Genomic DNA, 20,970 nt, shown 5'->3' with positions numbered 1-20,970 from the left:
CAGCGTACCGACTTTTTTCTCTTAGAAAGGAGGTGATCCAGCCGCACCTTCCGATACGGCTACCTTGTTACGACTTCACCCCAGTTACTGACCCTACCTTCGACTGCTGCGTCCAATTGGTTCGCTCACAGGCTTCGGGTATTGCCAACTCCCATGGTGTGACGGGCGGTGTGTACAAGACCCGGGAACGCATTCACCGCGACATTCTGATTCGCGATTACTAGCAACTCCAACTTCATGTACTCGAGTTGCAGAGTACAATCCGAACTGGGACAGACTTTGTGAGTTTCGCTTCAGATCGCTCTTTCGCTGCCCTCTGTATCTGCCATTGTAGCACGTGTGTAGCCCAAGTCATAAAGGGCATGATGATTTGACGTCGTCCCCACCTTCCTCCGGTTTATCACCGGCAGTATCGCTAGAGTCCCCAACTTAATGATGGTAACTAACGATAGGGGTTGCGCTCGTTATGGGACTTAACCCAACATCTCACGACACGAGCTGACGACAACCATGCACCACCTGTAATACAGCTCACCGAAGTGATAAGCAATTATCTCTAACTCCCTCCGTATTATGTCAAGACTTGGTAAGGTTCTTCGCGTTGCGTCGAATTAAACCACATGCTCCGCTGCTTGTGCGGGTCCCCGTCAATTCCTTTGAGTTTCACACTTGCGTGCGTACTCCCCAGGCGGAGTGTTTAATGCGTTAGCTGCGGCTCCCAGATTATTCCAAGAACCTAACACTCATCGTTTACAGCGTGGACTACCAGGGTATCTAATCCTGTTTGCTACCCACGCTTTCGTACCTCAGCGTCAGATGATGACCAGAAAGTCGCCTTCGCCACCGGTATTCTTCCTAATATCTGCGCATTTCACCGCTACACTAGGAATTCCACTTTCCCTTTCATCTCTCAAGCCTAACAGTTTTAAAAGCTTTATATAGTTGAGCTATATTATTTCACTTCTAACTTACTAGGCCGCCTACGTACCCTTTACGCCCAATGATTCCGGACAACGCTCGGTCCATACGTATTACCGCGGCTGCTGGCACGTATTTAGCCGGACCTTATTCTTATGGTACTGTCATTTTCATCCCATAAAAAAGATTTTTACAACCCGAAGGCCTTCTAAATCACGCGGCGTCGCTGCATCAGGGTTTCCCCCATTGTGCAAAATTCCCCACTGCTGCCTCCCGTAGGAGTTTGGGCCGTGTCTCAGTCCCAATGTGGCCGTACACTCTCTCAAGCCGGCTACTGATCGTCGCCTTGGTGGGCTTTTATCTCACCAACTAGCTAATCAGACGCAAGTCCATCTTACACCGATAAATCTTTGGTTAGTCTACCATGCGATATTGTGACTTTATAGGGTATTATTCTTCGTTTCCAAAGGCTATCCCCTTGTGTAAGGCAGGTTACTCACGTGTTACTCACCCGTTCGCCACTAATCCACTTAATTTCATTCCGAAGAAATCAGCTAAGTTTCATCGTTCGACTTGCATGTGTTATGCACGCCGCCAGCGTTTATCCTGAGCCAGGATCAAACTCTCAATTATTGTTTGATCTTGACTTTTGTCATTTTTCGTTTGTCTCAAAGTATTAACTTTGTAGTTTTATTTTGTTTTAAAGGTTCATCCGCCAGTTTTAACTGACTATTTTAGTCTACCATCTTTTTTTTAGCTTGTCAAGTTTTTTTATTGATTTTTTTATCTTTTTTTACTTTTCTCGACTGCTTTTTTTGATGTCGACTTTTTTATTATATCGCGTTTATTTTTATTGTCAAGACTTTTTTTTCTTGCTTTTTTAAACGTGATAAAAAAATATAGCTGTTGTTTAACAGCTATATTAGTATATTATTATTTTTTGCTATTGTCAAATATTTTTTTATTAATTTATTTCTCTTTTATTTTTAGGGAACTTACTACGTAATATTCTCTTGCTGAACTTATCATTGCTGCGTTTCCTATTCTCATGTATGGTGCTATGAATTTTTTATTGTAGGCAAATAGGCCTGTTACGTATGAAAAGTTTTCTAAACTTGCTTTTTCTTTTTCCATTTTTATAAATTTCATAGGATTTACTGTGTAATATTCTTGGTAAATGTAATTTTTATTTTTTATTTCTTCTAAGATTTTTTCAAATTCTTTTTTTGTGTGTTCTTTTCCTACGTAGATTCCGTGTGATGCGTAGCCTTGGATTGGTTTTAGTATATATTTGTCCTTGTTTGCTACCAATTTTTCTTTGTCTTTTTCGTAATTTAATTTTTCTGTATATGGTATGTGATTTTTTATAAATTCATTTTCTTTTTCTGATAGAATCTTTTGACTTTCTTCTAGCCTTAGGATTCTAAATATATCTTTTGTGTAAAAAAGTGTTGACCTAAATGAGCCTATGCTTATTATTTCGTCATTTAAATAGGCATCTATTAAATTTTTTCCTAATTCTTTGTTTTCTATTAAATCGCTTGTGACAAGTCTTCTATAGACTAAGTCGATTTTCATATCTTCTATATATAGGCCATTATTTTTTCTTTCTAAATCTTTTAGGTTTGCAATTTTGCAATTGTGGCCTCTTTTTTGGAATAGTTTTTTTATTGTTTCAAATTCTATGTTATCAAATTCTATTATGTCGACTATGGCTATGTTTATTTTTTCTTTTTTGCCTTTTATTGAAAAATATAAATCTTCTATTGAATCTACCAAACTTTCTAGTAGGTTTATATGATTTATTTGATATTTTTCTTCTAGTTTTTTTATAGCTTTGGAATCTTTCATCAAATCTGCCAAGGACTTATCTTCTAGCATAGCTGATGAGCCGTCTGTGTTTAGCTCGCAAAATTTATAGTCTTTTTTGCCATCATACATTACGTCAAATCTCGCTATTGGTGTTGAAATGTCATAGCCTGGATCTTTTAGGATTAATTTTTCTGTCAAAGGATCTAGGTCGAATAATTTTCTGTAATTTTCATTTTCTAGGTATTCTTTTGTGACTTTTTCTACTATAGACATAAAAATATTTATCATTTCATCATAGAGTTTGAAATCTTTTTTGTCGTAAAAATACGCATCATACAAGGTAGGTAGAACTTCTTCCTTGTAGGTCGCTCCATATTCTTTTCTTTTTTCTAGCAAATTTTTGTAATCTTTTCTATAATCTTTATAATCTTCGTTTATTATTTTTATATAATCTTCTTTTATTTTGTCGTTTATCATTAATTCCTTTTTTTCTCCTCTAATCTTCTGGATTGTAATTTACTATCGATACAAATTTCCCGTTTTTATCTTGAATTTTCCTAATTCTTTTGTCGAAATCTGTTCTTTTTAGCCAAACTAACTTATCACAACCCAAACATCTTAACTTCATATCTGCACCCATTCTTTCGATTTTCCATTTATTTTCTCCGCACGGATGAGATTTTTTTAGGCTAACTATATCGTTTAATTTATATTTTTTCATAAATTTCCTCTTCTAATAAGCTACTTTTTATTTTTCTTTTTTCCATCTCTTCTTTTATAAGTTCTCTTACTTTTCTTGAAATCTCCCATTGCATTCCTGCTTTTACCAAGGATGTCACCCTTACTGTGTAGGAGAAATCCTTAAATTCGTGTATTTCAAAAAAGCTCAAATCTTCTACAAAAGCATTTTTGTATTTTGGCGTTGTTTTTATTTGTTGAGATACGCTTTTTATCATCGCTTTTACTTCATCAAGCTTTGTATCATTAGATACGCAAAAATATGCCTCACTTTTTTGAGCTCCCCTATCAAAATTTTGGACATTTGTTATATTTGAATTTGGAATAATGTGAAGGGATCCGTTATAATCTCTGATTTTTGTGATTCTAAGATTAACCTCTTCGACAGTTCCCTCAACTCCAGAGCATGAAACCCATTCGCCAACTCTTATCTTGTCATCAAATATTATCAAAACTCCCTTTACAAAATCTGCAATAAGAGTTTGAGCACCAAGAGCTATGGCGATACCACCAATTCCTGCTGTAGCTATAAGACTTGATGTGTTTACTCCAAAAATATCCAAAATCATAGTTATGGCAATAAAAATTATAAGTATCCTAATTATAGAATAAAAAATCCTTGATAGGGTTTCAAGTTTTGCTGTATTTCTTTTTGCTTTGCTTTTGTTTCTTTCAAAAAATTTTCTTATTATTTTATGAACTAATTTTAATGTAATAAAACACAATAACAAAACAATTAGGACAGAAATAATATTTATAGTAATTTTATTTCGCATAAAATCTGGTAAAAGAGAGCTCTTTGCAACCATCTTATCAATATTTTCAATATCTTCTAATTCATTCATTTATATCATCCTCTATAATTTTTAAAATTTCACAAGCAAGCTTTTCGTGAAAAATTTTCCCCATGTGCAAACCATCAAGATAATATGGCTTGATTTTTCTCGAATCAACTTTCAAACAATCAAAGTCCAAAAGTTTTTTTGCAAATTCATTTATTTTTTCATTTACATATCCATAAATCGGATAAGAGTCTTCCTCCTCTATTAAAGGCGGTATAATTATAATATTTTTTCTGGCAGTAGATAAATTTAATATACTTTTGACATTTGAATATGCAAGATTCACACTTTGCCCATTCAAAAAGTCATTTGAGCCACCAAATATTATCAGATAATCTACATTTTTGTATTTATTTTTGATTTTTTCATACCTTTTAACCATATCAGAGCTTGTAGAACCGTTTATTCCAAAATTTATAATTTCAAAACCCGCCTTAGTTAAAAAGCGGGTGTAATTATTGCATTCTACAAGATAACCTTGGGTAAAGGAATCTCCAAGAGCAAGTATTCTCATTATTTTACCTTCTTTAGGGCAAGGGCCGTTCTTGATGGAATATAAATTTCAATTCCATCGTAGTCAGTATTTTCTAAATTTTTGGATTCATAAATAAAATCTTTTGAAATTCTTCCAAGTCCACCAAATTTTTCATCGTCAGTATCCAAAATCACTTTAAATTTTCCCTTATCGTGGATTGGCACTTGGAAAGAATCATAGGAATTTTGTGGGTGGAAATTGAAAATATAAACTATATCCCCATTTCTGTAGGCAATAACTTTCCTATCATTATCAAGCCATAGCCTAAAAATATCATTTCCTAATTGCTTATTTTTTTTGATTTGGTCAATCATTTTTTCATCCCATTTCAAAAGCCAATCGTATTTTAATAGGTCATTGTCAGCCAAAGACCAAAGACGCCTTGCGTAATGGAAAGAATAATTATTGCCTTCTCTTGGAAAATCTATCCATTCAGGATGGCCAAATTCATTTCCCATAAAATTCAAATAAGATTCAGCGCCCATAGATATAGTAATCCATCTTATCATTTTGTGAAGAGCAATCGCCCTATCAATTATGATATTGTGGGTTGTTTTTTCCATATCCCAATACATGGAAGAATCTGCAAGTCTAAAAATCGTAGTTTTTGAACCGACAAGAGCTTGGTCGTGGCTTTCTACATAAGAAATTCTAGCTTCGGATGGTCTAGAAGTTGAAAGCTCGTACCACATTTTTCCCATGTCCCAATCTTCATCTCGTTTTTCTAGGGCCTTTTCCCAAAAATCTGGCATACCCATAGAAAGTCTATAGTCAAAACCAATTCCTCCATCTTTAATTGGTAGGCACATTCCAGGCATAGCTGACATATCTTCAGCAATTGTTATGGCATTTTTCTTAACTTCTCTTATAAGTTCATTGGCAAGTTGAAGGTAGTTTATAGCTTCGATGTCAGTATTCATAGAAAAATATTTTGAATAGTTGTCAAAACTTTCCCCTCTTCCGTGATTTTTGTAAATCATTGAAGTTACTCCATCAAATCTAAAACCATCAAAGTGGTATTCTTCTAGCCAATATTTTATATTTGAAAGAAGAAAATGGCATACTCCAGGTTTGTGATAATCAAATAATTTAGAATCCCAATCAGGATGATTTCCCTCATCGCCTTCATGGAAAAATTGGTAGTCTGTTCCATCGAAAAGATTTATCCCCTCAATAGTATTTTTTACAGCATGGGAATGAACCAAATCCATTATCACATTTAAACCCATTTCGTGGGCAGTATTTATTAAAGATTTTAAATCATCATTTTCTCCATACCAAGAAGAAGGAGCGAAGAAATTTGAAACTTGGTAGCCAAAAGATCCATAATATGGATGTTCAGCTATAGCCATAAGTTGGACTGTATTGTAGCCTTCTTTTTTAATTCTAGGCAAAATATTTTTTTCAAATTCTTTGTAAGTTCCAACACCTTCTCTTTCACAAGCCATACCAATATGGGCTTCATAGATTAGAAGATCGTGGTTTTTAATTTTAAATTTATCATCTGTCCATTTAAATTTTTTCCTAGGATTTTCTACAATTGCAGAAAAATCTAAATTTTCATCTCTTTCAACCCTTCTTGCAAAAAGAGGAATCCTATCTTGGATGCTTTCTCCATAGTCAACCATAACTTTCACTCTGGATTTGTGTGGAATAGTCCTAATTCCTTTAACAAAAATCTCCCAATCTTCGTCATTAATTTTCTTTAGAGGATGGGAATGTCTATCCCAATTGTTAAAATCTCCAATTAGATAAAGTCCCTTGGCGTTTGGAGCCCATTCCCTATAAATCCATCCAGTTTTTACCTTGTGAAAGCCATAATAATTGTGGGCATTGGCAAAATCTTTTAATTTTTCGCCTTTTTTCAAAAGTCTAGCCTTTTGTTTTTCATATTCATCCATTCTCAGATTTATATCATTTTTATAATCCTTGATCCAAGGATCAATTTCCAAAATCTTCCAATCTTTCATTATTTGCCCCTTTTCTATACTATTTTTTTATTCTTTTTTATTTTCCTCAATAATTTTTTCTGTTATTTCTTTTGGAACTTCTTCATATTTATCAAATTCCATTGAGAATGATCCACGAGCCTGTGTCATTGATCTTAAATCTATTGAATATTTTAAAACTTCACTTTCTGGTGCAAGAGCTGAAATGATTTGTGAGCCGTCTTCTTGTGGTTCCATGCCCAAAATCTTTCCACGTCTTTTGTTCATATCTCCCATTACATCGCCCATGTACTTCTCATCAACTTTAATTTCAAGTTTCATTATAGGCTCAAGCAAAATTGGTTTTGCTTCAACAATTCCTTTTTTGAAAGCAAGTCTTGCAGCTGATTTGAAGGCTTGTTCGTTTGAATCTACTGGGTGGTAAGAGCCATCATACAAAGTAGCTTTTATTCCAACAACCTTATATCCTGCAAGAGGACCTTCATCCATAGAATCACGAAGTCCCTTTTCTACAGCAGGGAAATAATTTTTAGGAACTGCTCCACCAAATACTTCCTCATCAAAAACAAATTCTTCATCGCATGGTTCAAATCTAATAAATACATCTCCATATTGACCTGCACCACCAGATTGTTTTTTGTGTTTACCTTGAACATCAGATTTCCCCTTGATAGTTTCTCTGTAAGGGATTTTTAAATCAACAATTTTTGTATTAACAGAATAATTTTCTTTTAATTTATCCATCAAAACTTCAAGTTGAACATTACCAAGTCCTGCCAAAACTTCTTGGTGGGTTTCAGCATCTCTTCTATCTTCAAAAGTAGGATCTTCTTCTGATAATTTTTTCAAAGCAGCTGAGATTTTATCCTCATCATTTTTACTTTCAGCCTCAATTGCATAATATAAAACCGGTCTTGGATATTTAATTTTCTTATATTCTATAGGACTTTCTTTTGTGCATAAAGAATCTCCAGTTTGAAGAATATCCTGTTTAGAAAATGCTCCAATATCTCCAGCAACAATTTTTTCCGCTTTAAATTGTTCTTTTCCTCTTAAATAGAAAATATTTGAAGCCTTTAATTCCTTGTCCTTACTTATATCATAGAAATTTTGATCTTTTTTAATAGCTCCAGATAAAACCTTAAATATTGAAATCTTACCCAAAAATGGATCAGCAATTGTTTTAAATACAACAGCAGAAAAAGGACTATCTTCGCTAACTTCAAATTCTTCATAATCATCAGTAACTCTAAATCCAATATTTGCAGCCTTGTGATCAGGAGATGGCATATATTTTGTAATAACATCCATCAACAAATCAAGACCAATATTTTTCTCCAAGCTACCAGCAACTAAAGGAACAGCATTACCATTTATAATCGCCTTTCTAAAACCTTCTTTAAATTCTTCTTCAGTAAAACTTTCGCCTGAAAAATATTTATCCATTAACTCGTCATCACTTTCAGCAACAACTTCTTGAATTTCTTCATAAACAGCATTTACTTCTTCAACTCTGATTTCAGGTATGTCAACCTCTTCTATCTTGCCATCAACATATTTAAAAGCTTTTTTATCTATAACATCGATCAAACCTTCAAAATTTTCGCCTTCACCAAGGGTTAAGGTTAGTGGGATTATTTTTTTGGAGAAATCTATGTGTAGGTCACTAACTACTTGATTGAATTTGGCATTTTCTTTATCCAATTTATTTACAAAAATAATTCTTGGCAAAGAAATATTTTCTGTATATTTCCAATATTTTTCAGTTCCTACTTCGATTCCATTTTCTCCATCAATTACAAACAAAGCTGACTCACTTGCTCTAAGAGCATTTAATACTTCTCCTTCAAAATCAAAAAATCCAGGAGCATCGATAAAGTTTACCTTGTAGTCCTTATATTCAACAGGAATTATTGAGGTTTGGATTGAAATTTTTCTTTTAATTTCTTGTTTTTCATAGTCAGATACAGTATTACCATCCGCTACTTTTCCAACCCTGTTAATAGCCTTTGTAAAATATAGCAAAGATTCAGTCAAGGAAGTTTTTCCTGCTCCTGAATGCCCTACTAAAGCTAAATTCCTTAATTTGTTTGTTTTATAATCTTTCATAATAAAATAACCTCCGTTTTGTCGATGAAAACATTTTTTCATTCTATGTATATTTATATACCCAATTTATTAAATTAACTAAAAATTTTTTATAAAAATTAAATAATTTGTTTTTGCAAATATTTTCATTGTTAAAAACAAAGGTAAACTTATTATTAAAATATCAAATTACAATAAAAAAAGACTTAGAAAAAATCCAAGCCAGACCGTTTCAAAAGTATACAAATCCTCATGCTAAGAATATCATACGTAAAAAATTGATTTGATTTCAAATTTCAAAATTCGTCAAGAAATCGCACTGTTCGAAAGCGTAGCTTGAGTTTGCGATTTTAGAATTTTGAAATTTAGAAATCAACAATTTTTGGAGTCAGATATTCGTGCTTGAGGATTTGTTTACGATCTGACTTAGAAAAAATCCAAGTCTATTTTTTAATTAAATTTTTAATACCTCTTTTTATTACCTCAAAAAATGATAGAGACCTTCTCAACTTATTTGACTCAATATAATTATTTAAAGCTCTCAAAGTTTTTTTATTATCCTTTGTTGTAAAAACAAAATTGCCACTTTCTTTTGTATGAATCGCAAATCTATTTATTTTTTTGCCAAATAAAACTGACGCACTCACAAAGGAAATTTCCTTGTAAGGAATTTGTATATAATCTTCTACATTTTTTTCATTATAAAATTCAAAGGCCTTATCGCCTACCATTATATTTCCATCAGAGGTAAATCCATTAAGGCATCTTCCCTTAATAGATAAGTCTACATTTTTATTTTGACTTTGAACCATTACATGATTCCAAGTACAGATGCTATTATTCCTATTATAAATAAAGCAACTATTATAATAATTGGAGATACATTTTTCTTTAATAATTTACAAATTCCAAGTGTTAATAACATTGGAACAAGTCCTGGTATTAATTGGTTTAAGTTATCTTGTAAGGTTGTAACTTTAACTTGATCAAGTCCAGCTGAGCCTAATTGATCGTAAAGTTTAAAGGCTTCTTGAAGTCCCTTGCTACCTGTTGATAAAGAATTCCAATCAATAAATGATCCTGCTTGTTGAGTTACTTCTGATACGTTTACAGTAAATGTTACATTTACCCATCTTTGTACCAAAGCACCAACTATAAACATACCAACAATTGATGCAACCAAGTTTACTTTTCCTAAAAGTCCACCAGATAAATCTTTTGTAATTTCATTTCCTACTTTGTAACCAAATTCTTGAGTTTTCCACTCAAATGCCATTCTTATAATATTCCAAAATACAAAAAATATTATTGGTCCAATAATATTTCCTGTTAAAGCCATTGATGCACCAAGAGCTCCAAGTATTGGTCTTGCTGTAAACCAGAAAACTGGATCACCAACACCTGCCAAAGGTCCCATCATTCCTACTTTAACAGAGTTTATTGTTTTATCTTCAATAGGAGCTCCATTTGCTTTTTCTTCTTCCATAGCAAGAGTAACTCCCATTACTGGGCTTGAAAGATATGGGTGAGTATTATAAAACTCTAAGTGTCTTTTTAAAGCAGATTTTCTTTCTTCATCTGTTTTATATAATTTTTTGATAGCAGGAATTATTGAATAACACCAGCCACCGTTTTGCATACGTTCATAATTCCAAGAACCTTGTAGGAGTTGATGACGATTAAATACTTTTATCCTATCAGATCTTGATAATTCTATTCTTTTTTCATTTACTTCAGTCATATTTCCTCCTAATAATCATTTATAATATCGCCAAGTGGATCTCCAGTATTAGCTGATCCATTTGATGAAGATGATTCTTTAAGTTTTAAATAGATAAGTGCAAGTGAAAATCCTACTACACCAAGTCCGATTAGAGTTAGTTGTGGGATTGCTGCAACTGCAAAACCAATAGCAAAAAATGGCCATGTTTCTTTTGTACTCATCATATTAATTACCATCGCATAACCTACTGCTGCAACCATTCCTCCACCTACTTCCATACCATGAGTTAACCAACCTGGCATAGAATTTAAAACGCCTGTTACAACTTTTGGTGAAACAAAACAAAGTGCTGCTGCAGGAACTGCAATTCTTAATCCTTGCATCAAAACTGCTAGAATATGAAGAACTTCAATTTTTCTGAAATTTCCTTCTTCTGCTGCTGCATCCATTCCGTGAACTATTGGAATTGATAAAGTTCTTGCTATCATTGTCAAAAATAGACCTGCTACTGAAAGTGGTATAGCAACAGCTATTGATGTATTTATTGCATTATCTACATTTCCTGAGCCATCTTGTAGAGCTAAAACCATGATAATAGCACTTGCAACTGATGCCAAAGCCGCATCCGGAGCTACTGCTGCTCCAACATTTGCCCAACCAAGAGCAATCATTTGAAGAGCACCGCCAAGCATAATTCCTTCTTTTAAATGTCCACTTACAAGTCCAATCAAAGTACAAGCAACGATTGGTTGATGGAATTGAAATTGGTCTAAGATTCCTTCCATACCCGCAAGTAGAGCAACTATAACAATTAAAATAATACTAATTGCTGACATAATTCCTCCTTAAGCCAAACCAAGTTCTGATTTTGCTTTTTTCATAATATTTGTAAAGTTTTCAGGCTGATTTGCTGGAACTTTTCTTACATCGATTTTTATTCCTTTATCAAGTAATTTTTCAAAAGTTTCAACATCTTCTTTTCCCATAGAAACGGTAGAAGTTACATAAGCCTTTCCTTGTGAGTGAGCCATAGAGCCAAGATTTATTTCTTTTAAATCTGCGCCTTTTTCGATAAGAGCTAAAGCATCTTGTGGTGTTTCAAATAATAGCATTGCTCTTGTATCTCCAAAACGTGGATCTTCAAAAATTTCTGCCATTTTCCAAATTGGCACAACGTGAGCCTTAACTCCTGGAGGAGCAGCCTCCATTATCATTGACTTACGCAAAGCATCTTCACTTACATTGTCACTTACGACAATAATTCTTGTTGGATTTGTAGATTTTGTCCAACTTGTAGCAACTTGTCCATGAAGTAATCTTGTATCAATCCTTGCAAGAACAACGTCAATTTTTCCATCTCCAATTACTGTTCCTTCTGGAATTGTTCCAGTATGTTTTGGAAGATTTTCTTTTGAATCATCTTTTGCATTAGATTTATTGTAATCGTCCATCAAGGATTCTGGTTTAGTTTTTACTCCTTCTTTGGCAGGCTCTAATAAAACTCTTGCAAGATCATGTGATTTTTCTTCCATAAGTCTTGAGCCAAGTGCCTCAATTAGCATGGGTAAATTAAGTCCGGTAAGAACTGCCCACTTTTCTTCATTTCCATCCATTAGAGCTGAAACTTGATTAAAAGGTGTTCCACCCCAAAGGTCAACTAAGAAAAGAATTTCTTCACAATCAAGTTTTTTGATTTTTTCTTCAAGATCTTTTCTTAAATCATCAGGACCCATTGAAGGTAAGAGAACTGCTGTTTCTAATTTTTCTTGTTCTCCAAAAATCATTTCCCCAGATTGTCTTATACCTTGAGCAAATTCGCCGTGACTTGCCAGTATAATACCTATCATTTACTTCCCTCCTTAAATTAAATTGATTTATTAAATAAACCTATTTTTATTTTACACTATATCAAAAAATTTTTTAAATATTTTTTTAAAAATTAATTTTTTCCTATTAATGAGATGAAATTTATTTAAGAGTATAGTTGTAGTAATAAATATAAAGAAAGGATTTATTAATGGAAAAATATTTTTTAATAAAAAATAAAAAATTTGAAAAACTTGGTCTGGATGTTTTTTTGTATGAACACAAAAAATCTGGAGCAAGAATTAATTATATAAAAACCGATGACAAAAACAAAACTTTTGCAATTGCTTTTAAAACGCCACCAGAATCTTCCAAGGGGATTTCTCACATTTTGGAACATTCTGTTTTAAATGGTTCAAAAAAATATAGAACCAAAGAGCCTTTTATGGATATGATTGCATCAAGTCTTCAAACTTTTTTAAATGCAATGACCTATCCTGATAAAACTGTTTATCCTGTTGCAAGCGAAAACGATAAGGATTTTTTTAACCTCCAAGATGTTTATTTGGATGCAGTTTTTAATCCAAAAGTTTTAGGTAAAGAAGAAATTTTCTTACAAGAGGGAAAATCTATAAAAATTGATGAGAATGGAAAATTTTCTGTATCGGGCGTTGTTTACAACGAAATGAAAGGGGCAACTACAAATCCAGATACTATTATTGTAAATGAAATAAATAAATATCTTTACAAAAATTCCTGCTATGAATATGTTTCAGGAGGAAATACCTACGATATTTCAAAATTATCATACGAAGAATTTTTGGATTTTTATAAAAGATTTTACCACCCATCAAGCGCTGAAATTTTTTATTATGGAGATATGGATATTGAAAAATATTTAAAAAATCTTGATGAAGAATATTTGTCCCATTATGAGAAAAATGAAATTATTGCAGATTGTAAGGTCGTTGAAAATTATTACCAAAAACCAATTTTTACTTCTTATCAATCAAATAATGAAGATAAAAATAAATCATACCTAACCTATTCATTTTTAACTAATAAAAGATCTGATATAAAAGAACAATTGGCAAATGCTATTTTATCAATCGCCCTTTTTAATTCAGATTCATCAGAAATTTCTCAAAGAATTTATAAGGAAATTTCTCCTGAAAGTTTTTATGCAAGGACTGGCTACGGAGAAAGATCTTCCATTCAAATTACAGCCCAAGGCACATCAGTTGAAAACTTAAATAAGTTTGTAAAAATCATCGAAGAAGAGCTTGAAAAATATGCCCACCATATTCCAAAAGATTCCCTAAAAGCTGCCCACGCTATTTTTGATTTTTCCCAAAGAGAGCAAATGAATTCAGCATCAAAGGGCATTGAATATATACTCATGCACAATTTGGACAATGAAATTTTTGATAGCCTAAATTTGATTGACTATATAAACGAATTGGGAGCTTTGATTGAAACTGATTATTTTGAAAAACAAGTTGGGAAATATTTTATAAATAACAAGACTAAACTAGTTCTTGTGGCAAAACCAAATAAGGATTATTTTAAAAATATTGAAGAAAAAATCGACCAAGATTTGGAAAATTTGAAAAATTCCTTATCAAAAGATCAGATTGATAAATTAAAGGAAAAGGAAGAAAAATTAAAAGCCTTCCAAGAAAAAGAAGATTTAAAAGAAGATAAGGCTACCATCCCAGCCCTTGAAATTAAAGATGTTGACCTTGATATTGAAAAAGTTCCAAGACAAATCGAAGATGATGATTTCAAATTTATCTACCACAACCTTGATAGCGCAGGGATGATTTATAATGAATTTTTCTTTGATATAAACCACCTTAACCTTGAAAATCTCAAATATCTTTGCCTGATTTCAGACTTTTTGGGCTCAATTGATACAAAAAAACATTCTTACCAAAATTTGGATGATTTAATTCCAATAAATATGGCAGGGCTTAATTTTACAATCCAAAATATAAAAAACAAGGACGGAGAAATTAATAATTATTTAAAAATTTCCTTTAAAACTACTATAGATAGGTACGAAAAATCCTTAGAAATTGTAAAAGAAATAATGAATGAGTCTGTTTTTGATAATGAAAAAAGAATTAATGATATTTTAAAACAAATTAAAGCTTTATTTGAAATGAATATGTATGATTCTGGTCATAGCCTTGCCCTTACCCGTTCATTTTCACATTTTGATAAACTTTCATATATCAAAGATGAGCTAAATGGCTTTGGATACTATGAATTTATAAAGAAAATTTCCAAAGATATAGAAGAAGATTTCCATAAATTTAAGGAAAAATCAGAAGATTTGTATAAAGAAATTTTTTCAAAAAATCTTTTAATAAATATCACAGGATCAAATGAAGATTATAAAAAAGTTAAGGCTTATGTAAAGAAAGAATTTTCAGACCTTGAAAAGATAAAAAAAGAAAAAGGTCAAATAGATTTTCATAAGTCCTATTATAAAGAAGCAATTTTGTCTGATGCAAATGTAAATTATGTGTCTGTGGGAGGAGATTTAGAAGAATTTTCTGACAATAAATTAAATCTTTTGGCTCTTTCCTCATCAATTATTTCTAACCCTTACCTTCATGATTTGATTCGTGCAAAAGGAGGAGCCTATGGAGCAGGTCTTATGGTTGATAAGTACGGAAATATTGGAACATATTCTTACAGGGACCCTCACATAAAAAACACTGTAGAAAATTATAAAAAAATCCCTCAAATTTTAGAGGATTTAAAAATTGATTCAAATGATTTGAAAAACCAAAAAATTTCAAAAATGGGTTCATATTTAAAACCTCAATCTCTTCAAGCCAAGGGATCTTTGGATTTTATAAGATATTTACAAGGATTTTCTTATAAGGAGCTTGAAGAAAAACTTCTTGATATAAAAAATGCTAACTTAGATGATATAATTAATTTGAAAGATGATTACAGAAATATTTTGGATAAAAACAATCTTACAGTTTTTGGAAATAGGGAAAAATTAAGGGAAAATGAAAATTATTTTGATAAAATAATAGATTTAGATTCTTAAATATCCTGATTTTATTATTAATTTATTTAATTTTAGCTATTTCATATTAAATAAATATTAAGATAGTTTTTATATATTGAATCTTTCTGGTATAATTTTACTAAGGAGTGAATATGACAAATTATGATAAAGAAAACGAAAAATCTTTAGAAAATAGTCTAAACAAAGCTATTTCCGATATGGATTTTTCTGATATAAGTGAAAAGGTCAAGACAAGTCTTGATATATTTATTGATAAAACAATGAATTTTATAAACGGAAATCAAGTTAGAAAACCCGCAATCCAAACTAAAAATCCTCAAGTTTGCGCCCAAAAACTTCCAGAAAAAACTAAAGCTGGCTTACTTAAAACAGCAATGGTAATTTCTTTTCTATTTGCATTTTCTATGCTAATAGTTTTATTTTTTGACGGATTTTCCTATGATTTTTTTAAAAATCTATTTTTAACAGCTTTGTTTTCAATATCTGGATTTTTTACTTTTAAAAAATCTCAACAATTGGATATGATTTCAAAAGATTACACAAGATTTTTAAGAGAGCTTGGACATAACACCGTAATTCCAATAAGAGATTTGGCATCATCAGTTCAAAAATCAGAAGAAGATACCATAAAAGAGCTTATGTATATGATGAATAAAGGATATTTTAAACAAGCAAGAATTGTAGAAAATAATTCATTATTTTTGTTAGATATTCCAACTTTTAAATTATATAAAAATCAAAAAAATCAAATGCCAAATTTATCACACGAAGAAAATAAAAAAATAGCCCAAGATGCAAGCACAAAAACAAACAAGGATAAAGCTGAAGAAATAATAAGAATTTCAAGCAAAGAAATTACTTCCATAAATCTTGATATTTCAAGAATTAAAAATAGAAATTTTCTTGAAAAAGTAATAGAAATCAAAAAAACAATTGAAAATATTACAAACATTATTAAAAGATACCCAGAAAAAGCTTATGTTTTGGACAAATTTATAGAATATTATTTGCCAACAACTGTAAAATTAATTGATGCTTACACAGAATACGAAATTATGGAATCAAACGATTCAAAAATTAAAAATTCACTTGCAGAAATAGAATCTTCCATAGAAATAATCAATGAAGCCTTTGAAAAAATCCAATTAGAGCTAATGGAAGACAGGACAATGGATATAAAAACAGACATTGATACAATGAAAATTTTGTTAAACCAAGAAGGATATTTAGAAAAAGATTGGAGCAAAGATGAGTGATATTAAATTAAGATTAGACGGAGAAAATGAAGAGGTCGAATTAAAACCAGCCCAATATAAGGAAAAAATCCAAATAGATCAGTCAATAAAATTTTCTCCAGAAGAAGAAAAACAAATTGACGATTTTTCCCAAAAAATTGACCTAGAAGATTCAAATATAATTCTCCAATACGGGGTTGGAGCTCAAAAAAAGATTTCAAATTTCTCAGAAAAAACCTTAAACACAGTAAAAAACAAAGAGCTTGGAGAAATTGGAGGACTTTTGGATAAGGTTGTTTCAGAAATCAAGTCAATGGACCAAGACGATGGTGGTATGTTTGGATTTTTTAAAAAGCAAAAATCAAAGCTTGAAAATATGAAATTAAAATACCAATCAACCGAAAAAAATATAGACGAAATCGCCAAAGCCTTGGACAACCATCAAATAAGACTTTTAAAAGATATTTCTCTGCTTGATCAAATGTACGAATTAAACGAGGATTATTACAAAGAACTTTCTATGTATATAGAGGCTGGAAATAGAAAACTCAAAAGAACTTTTGAAAAAGATATACCAGCTCTTGAAAATACAGCAAGAATTTCAAATCTTCCAATGGATGCCCAAAAAGCAAATGACATAAAAGCCCAAGCAAACAGGTTCGAAAAAAAATTGCACGATTTAGATTTAACAAGAATGGTTTCAATGCAAATGGCACCACAAATTAGGATGGTACAATCATCAAACTCAATTATGGCAGAAAAAATCCAAACAACAATTGTAAATACAATTCCTCTTTGGAAAAATCAAATGGTTTTAGCCCTTGGCATGAGCCACACCGAACAAGCAATACGTGCCCAAGAAGCCGTGACAAATCTTACCAATGACTTGTTAAAATCAAATGCCGACAAATTAAAACAAAATACAATAGACACAGCAAGAGCAACCGAACGCGGTATAATAGACCTTGATACAATAAAATACACAAACGATAGACTAATCGAGGCGATTGATGAAGTAAGGACAATCCAAATCGAAGGAAAGAAAAACAGAGAAGACGCCAAAAACGAACTTGGCCGTCTTGAAGAAGAATTAAAAAGAAATTTATTGAAAAATAGTTAGGAGAAAAAAATGGCAGAAAAAATAGAATTCAAATTTGACACCCAGCTTTTAATAGCAGGGGAAAATTTAGACGAAGACGAAATTTTCGATCATATAACAGAAAATTTCGAAGGAGATAGCCTACTTGCAGTAGGAGATGAAGATTTGATAAAAATCCACTTCCACACAAATAAACCATGGGAAATATTAGAATACGCCCAATCAATCGGAGATATTTTTGACGTAGTAGTAGAAAATATGCAAAGACAAGCAGATGGTTTAAAAGGATAAAAAACAACCGGACTAAAAAAAGGCAGGAATTTTCCTGTCTTTTTGTTTGTCTTGGAATAGAAATAAATTTGTAGCTTGAAGGCTCTCCTCTAGCTTTGTACAATAAAATCGGTTAAAAATAATTTTATATAACAAAATGCAAACTTTTCTATTTTAAAAATAAAAACCATATACAAAAACATTTTATCCTTTAGAAATTAAGGAAAATAAAGAGAAAACCAATCTCAAGCTTGTCGATAGATCTATTTTGTTTTACTTTACATTTAAATTTAACCTATTCAATTTAGATTTCGACTCATTCCATTCGCTCGAGATGGGCGATTGTTTGATTTTGTTTTTTGCTAAAGTTTATATATTTAATCGTTATCAGTTAATATTTTAAGATATTTTCAATTACTTTTATTTTGATTTTCACATATACCAATTAAATTGTAACAAATTGATTTTGTATTTGGGTATATTTTTTGTATTGTTCAAACAACTTATCATATATTCTTGAATTTTCTTTATTTGGTTTTATAATTTGTGTATATTTTATAAAGGCATCTGAACACTCTTTTACATTATCAAAATATTTCATGCCTAAAGCCGCAATCATAGCTGCACCAAGTCCTGGTCCTTCTTCTATATTTATAGTCATAATATTTTTATTAAATATATCTGCTTGGATTTGTAGCCAATCTTTATTTTTTGAACCCCCGCCAACTGATATAATATTTTTTATTTGAGAATCTATTGATTTTTCCATCATTTCAAAATTATCTCTAAGTGAAAAGTTATTCCTTCTAAAGTTGATTTTACTAAATGTTTTTTGTATGAGAAATATCTAATCCTATGAAACTTCCTCTAATATTTCCATCAAAATATGGACTTCTTTCGCCATTTAAATATGGAGCAAAAATTAGACCATCAGCTCCTGCTTTGATTTTATCTATATCTTTAGTCAAATCTTCAAATTTTTCTTTTTTGAGAAACTTTTTCTAAACCAATTTAGACTCTGTCCTGCTGATAAGGTAACTCCCATAGAATAATACGTATCTTTATAAATCGAATTAAAAAAATGTAATTTTCCATTGTAAGATCTATTTATTTTCTTTTCCGGATTAAGGATTACTCCAGATGTACCTATACTTAAAAGCATGGTATCGTCTTTTCCTATAACCCCACTTCCTATTTCACTAGCACAATTATCAGCACATCCTGCAAATACTCTTACTTTTTTCTTAAACCCGTATTTTAATATCAAATCTTTTTTAACATATCCAACAAAATCTGTCGAATTTAGTAAAGGTGGTAGTAATTTTCTATTTATTCCAAATTTTCTTATAATTTCTTCCGACCATATATGGTCTTCAATATCTAAAAGTAAAGTTCCTGCTGCATCAGAATAATCCATGTTATATTTTCCTGTTAGATAGTATCTCAAATAATCTTTAGGTAATAAAATGTGGTGTGTTTTTCAAATATTTCTGCTTCGTATTTTTTTACCCATAAAATTTTAGGAAGTGTAAAACCTTCTAATGCGATATTATTTGTAATTTCTAATAGTTTATCAGAAAACTTATTTCTTATATATTTACACTCATCAATAGTTCTTACATCATTCCATAATATAGCATCTCTTAAAACTCTTCCTTGTTCATCAAGTAAAACCAAACTATGCATTTGCCCAGAAAAACTTAATGCTATAAGATTTTCATTTAAATCAAAATCACGATTTAATTTCTCAATAACATTTTCGAAAGCATCAATCCAAAATTTAGGGTTTTGTTCACAATATCCTTTTTTGGGATTGCAAACATCATAAGAACTACTTTTGCACCAATGAAATTTCCATCCTGATCAAAAACTACTCCTTTTAATGAAGATGTTCCTAGGTCAATTCCTAAAATATAATTCATTTTATTTCCTTTCATTAATGATTTTAATTTTATATTTTTATTTATATTATTTAAAAATGTGCAAAGGTATAACTTTGCACATTCTTGCTATCAATTCTTAATATTTTTATTGAAAAAATAATTCAGCTTTATTATCTGATTCAAACAATTTAACTTTTTCTTCTACAACTTCACACATAGCTTCTATGCAAGCAGGATATATAGCGTTAGGTTCTCTTAAAGAATTGTCTTTCAAAACTTCTCTACATTTTTGAAAAATGCCACTTTTATATCAGATGATATATTGATTTTATTGATTCCTCTTTTTACAGCTTCTGCAATTTCGGCATTAGGATTTGATGAGCCACCATGTAATACTAGAGGAATTTTTACTAGATCTTTTATTTGTGTTAATAAATCTAGTTTTAATTTAGGAACATAATTTTCAGGATATATTCCGTGAGCTGTTCCAATTGCTATTGCCAAAGAGTCACAATTTGTTTGATCTATAAATTTTTTAGCATCTTCAGGTTTTGTGTATTGAATATCTTTTGAACCACCATATTCATCTCCAGCATCTACACCAATTGTTCCGAGTTCTCCTTCTACAGATACATCTACGCTATGAGCAAGCTCTACAACTTTTTTTGTCATTTCAATATTTTCTTCAAATTTAAATGTACTAGCATCAATCATAACTGATGTAAATCCATCTTTTATTGCATTAATAACTTGTTTTATAGAAGAACCATGATCTAAATGTAACACTACTGGTAATTCAGATTTATTTGCTTTATCAATTATTGTTTTTACAAAACTATCTTCCACGTATGAAAGTTCATCGGGATGTATAGCTATAATTACTGGAGATTTTAGTTCTTCACATTTTTTGAAAACTCCATTAAGCATAGGTAATGATGAGATATTAAATGCTGGTACAGCAAAATTATTCTCGTTAGCAACTTTCAACATTTCTTTCATATTAATTAACATTTTAAACTC

Annotated in this window: 19 protein-coding genes, 1 rRNA gene and 1 pseudogene; 4 read left to right on the top strand and 17 right to left on the bottom strand. The window is 31.2% G+C overall.

What is annotated here, in order from left to right:
* Positions 1-25: 25 nt before the first annotated feature.
* The 11 genes from I6H46_RS03870 to I6H46_RS03820 form a co-directional block, all read right to left on the bottom strand.
* A 16S ribosomal RNA gene (locus I6H46_RS03870) occupies positions 26-1,551 on the bottom strand.
* Positions 1,552-1,887: 336 nt separating this feature from the next.
* Positions 1,888-3,207, bottom strand: coding sequence for a glutathionylspermidine synthase family protein (locus I6H46_RS03865; RefSeq protein ID WP_019118878.1), 1,320 nt, complete (start codon positions 3,205-3,207; stop codon positions 1,888-1,890).
* 19 nt (positions 3,208-3,226) lie between these two features.
* Positions 3,227-3,451: a DUF951 domain-containing protein gene (locus I6H46_RS03860; RefSeq protein ID WP_004839914.1), complete on the bottom strand. Its 225-nt coding sequence runs from the start codon at positions 3,449-3,451 to the stop codon at positions 3,227-3,229.
* Positions 3,438-4,313, bottom strand: coding sequence for a mechanosensitive ion channel family protein (locus tag I6H46_RS03855; protein WP_019118880.1), 876 nt, complete (start codon positions 4,311-4,313; stop codon positions 3,438-3,440). Before I6H46_RS03855 ends, I6H46_RS03860 begins: the two co-directional genes overlap by 14 nt.
* A complete protein-coding gene (locus I6H46_RS03850; protein WP_019118881.1) occupies positions 4,306-4,824 on the bottom strand; it encodes an SGNH/GDSL hydrolase family protein in 519 nt (172 codons plus the stop codon). Before I6H46_RS03850 ends, I6H46_RS03855 begins: the two co-directional genes overlap by 8 nt.
* Positions 4,824-6,815 (bottom strand): alpha-amylase family glycosyl hydrolase, encoded by a 1,992-nt coding sequence (locus I6H46_RS03845; RefSeq protein ID WP_019118882.1) that lies wholly within the window; start codon positions 6,813-6,815, stop codon positions 4,824-4,826. Before I6H46_RS03845 ends, I6H46_RS03850 begins: the two co-directional genes overlap by 1 nt.
* Before the next feature lie 27 nt (positions 6,816-6,842).
* The gene (fusA, locus tag I6H46_RS03840; RefSeq protein WP_019118883.1) at positions 6,843-8,903 is read right to left on the bottom strand and encodes an elongation factor G; all 2,061 of its coding nucleotides are present in this window, start codon (positions 8,901-8,903) and stop codon (positions 6,843-6,845) included.
* 422 nt (positions 8,904-9,325) lie between these two features.
* Entirely contained in the window at positions 9,326-9,694 is a 369-nt protein-coding gene (locus tag I6H46_RS03835) for a DUF956 family protein (protein WP_019118884.1), read from the bottom strand.
* The gene (locus I6H46_RS03830; RefSeq protein WP_019118885.1) at positions 9,694-10,623 is read right to left on the bottom strand and encodes a PTS system mannose/fructose/sorbose family transporter subunit IID; all 930 of its coding nucleotides are present in this window, start codon (positions 10,621-10,623) and stop codon (positions 9,694-9,696) included. The genes I6H46_RS03835 and I6H46_RS03830 overlap by 1 nt, the downstream gene beginning before the upstream one ends.
* Before the next feature lie 8 nt (positions 10,624-10,631).
* Positions 10,632-11,441: a PTS mannose/fructose/sorbose transporter subunit IIC gene (locus I6H46_RS03825; protein ID WP_004839902.1), complete on the bottom strand. Its 810-nt coding sequence runs from the start codon at positions 11,439-11,441 to the stop codon at positions 10,632-10,634.
* Positions 11,442-11,450: 9 nt separating this feature from the next.
* A complete protein-coding gene (locus I6H46_RS03820) occupies positions 11,451-12,452 on the bottom strand; it encodes a PTS sugar transporter subunit IIB (RefSeq protein WP_019118886.1) in 1,002 nt (333 codons plus the stop codon).
* Between the two features lie 170 nt (positions 12,453-12,622).
* On the opposite strand from I6H46_RS03820, the gene I6H46_RS03815 reads away from it, so the two are divergent.
* The 4 genes from I6H46_RS03815 (at position 12,623) to I6H46_RS03800 (ending at position 18,088) form a co-directional block, all read left to right on the top strand.
* Positions 12,623-15,481 (top strand): insulinase family protein, encoded by a 2,859-nt coding sequence (locus I6H46_RS03815; RefSeq protein WP_200226185.1) that lies wholly within the window; start codon positions 12,623-12,625, stop codon positions 15,479-15,481.
* Positions 15,482-15,594: 113 nt separating this feature from the next.
* On the top strand, positions 15,595-16,719 hold the full coding sequence (locus tag I6H46_RS03810; RefSeq protein ID WP_200226183.1) for a 5-bromo-4-chloroindolyl phosphate hydrolysis family protein: 1,125 nt from the start codon (positions 15,595-15,597) through the stop codon (positions 16,717-16,719).
* Positions 16,712-17,818, top strand: a complete 1,107-nt coding sequence (locus I6H46_RS03805; RefSeq protein ID WP_019118888.1) for a toxic anion resistance protein — start codon at positions 16,712-16,714, stop codon at positions 17,816-17,818. Before I6H46_RS03810 ends, I6H46_RS03805 begins: the two co-directional genes overlap by 8 nt.
* 9 nt (positions 17,819-17,827) lie before the next feature.
* Positions 17,828-18,088 (top strand): hypothetical protein, encoded by a 261-nt coding sequence (locus tag I6H46_RS03800; RefSeq protein WP_019118889.1) that lies wholly within the window; start codon positions 17,828-17,830, stop codon positions 18,086-18,088.
* Between the two features lie 424 nt (positions 18,089-18,512).
* Here the strand turns inward: I6H46_RS03800 and I6H46_RS10280 are convergent, their stop codons facing one another.
* From I6H46_RS10280 to I6H46_RS03790, 6 genes and pseudogenes are all read right to left on the bottom strand, one after another.
* The gene (locus tag I6H46_RS10280) at positions 18,513-18,836 is read right to left on the bottom strand and encodes an FGGY-family carbohydrate kinase (protein WP_267907459.1); all 324 of its coding nucleotides are present in this window, start codon (positions 18,834-18,836) and stop codon (positions 18,513-18,515) included.
* A 52-nt stretch (positions 18,837-18,888) separates the two neighbouring features.
* Positions 18,889-19,035, bottom strand: a complete 147-nt coding sequence (locus tag I6H46_RS10275) for an FGGY-family carbohydrate kinase (protein ID WP_267907458.1) — start codon at positions 19,033-19,035, stop codon at positions 18,889-18,891.
* Positions 19,032-19,840 (bottom strand): annotated as a pseudogene (locus I6H46_RS09750) (FGGY family carbohydrate kinase). The gene I6H46_RS10275 and the pseudogene I6H46_RS09750 overlap by 4 nt, the downstream one beginning before the upstream one ends.
* Positions 19,807-19,989 (bottom strand): hypothetical protein, encoded by a 183-nt coding sequence (locus I6H46_RS09745; protein WP_234287416.1) that lies wholly within the window; start codon positions 19,987-19,989, stop codon positions 19,807-19,809. Before I6H46_RS09745 ends, I6H46_RS09750 begins: the two are co-directional and overlap by 34 nt.
* Before the next feature lie 106 nt (positions 19,990-20,095).
* Entirely contained in the window at positions 20,096-20,224 is a 129-nt protein-coding gene (locus tag I6H46_RS10270; protein WP_267907457.1) for a hypothetical protein, read from the bottom strand.
* Positions 20,221-20,961 (bottom strand): ketose-bisphosphate aldolase, encoded by a 741-nt coding sequence (locus tag I6H46_RS03790; RefSeq protein ID WP_234287415.1) that lies wholly within the window; start codon positions 20,959-20,961, stop codon positions 20,221-20,223. Before I6H46_RS03790 ends, I6H46_RS10270 begins: the two co-directional genes overlap by 4 nt.
* Between the last annotated feature and the right edge of the window lie 9 nt (positions 20,962-20,970).

Source organism: Anaerococcus obesiensis, assembly GCF_016599815.1.
GTDB lineage: Bacteria > Bacillota > Clostridia > Tissierellales > Peptoniphilaceae > Anaerococcus > Anaerococcus vaginalis.
Note: the sequence above shows the minus strand (reverse complement) of the source record. Positions and strands in the feature narration are given on the sequence as shown.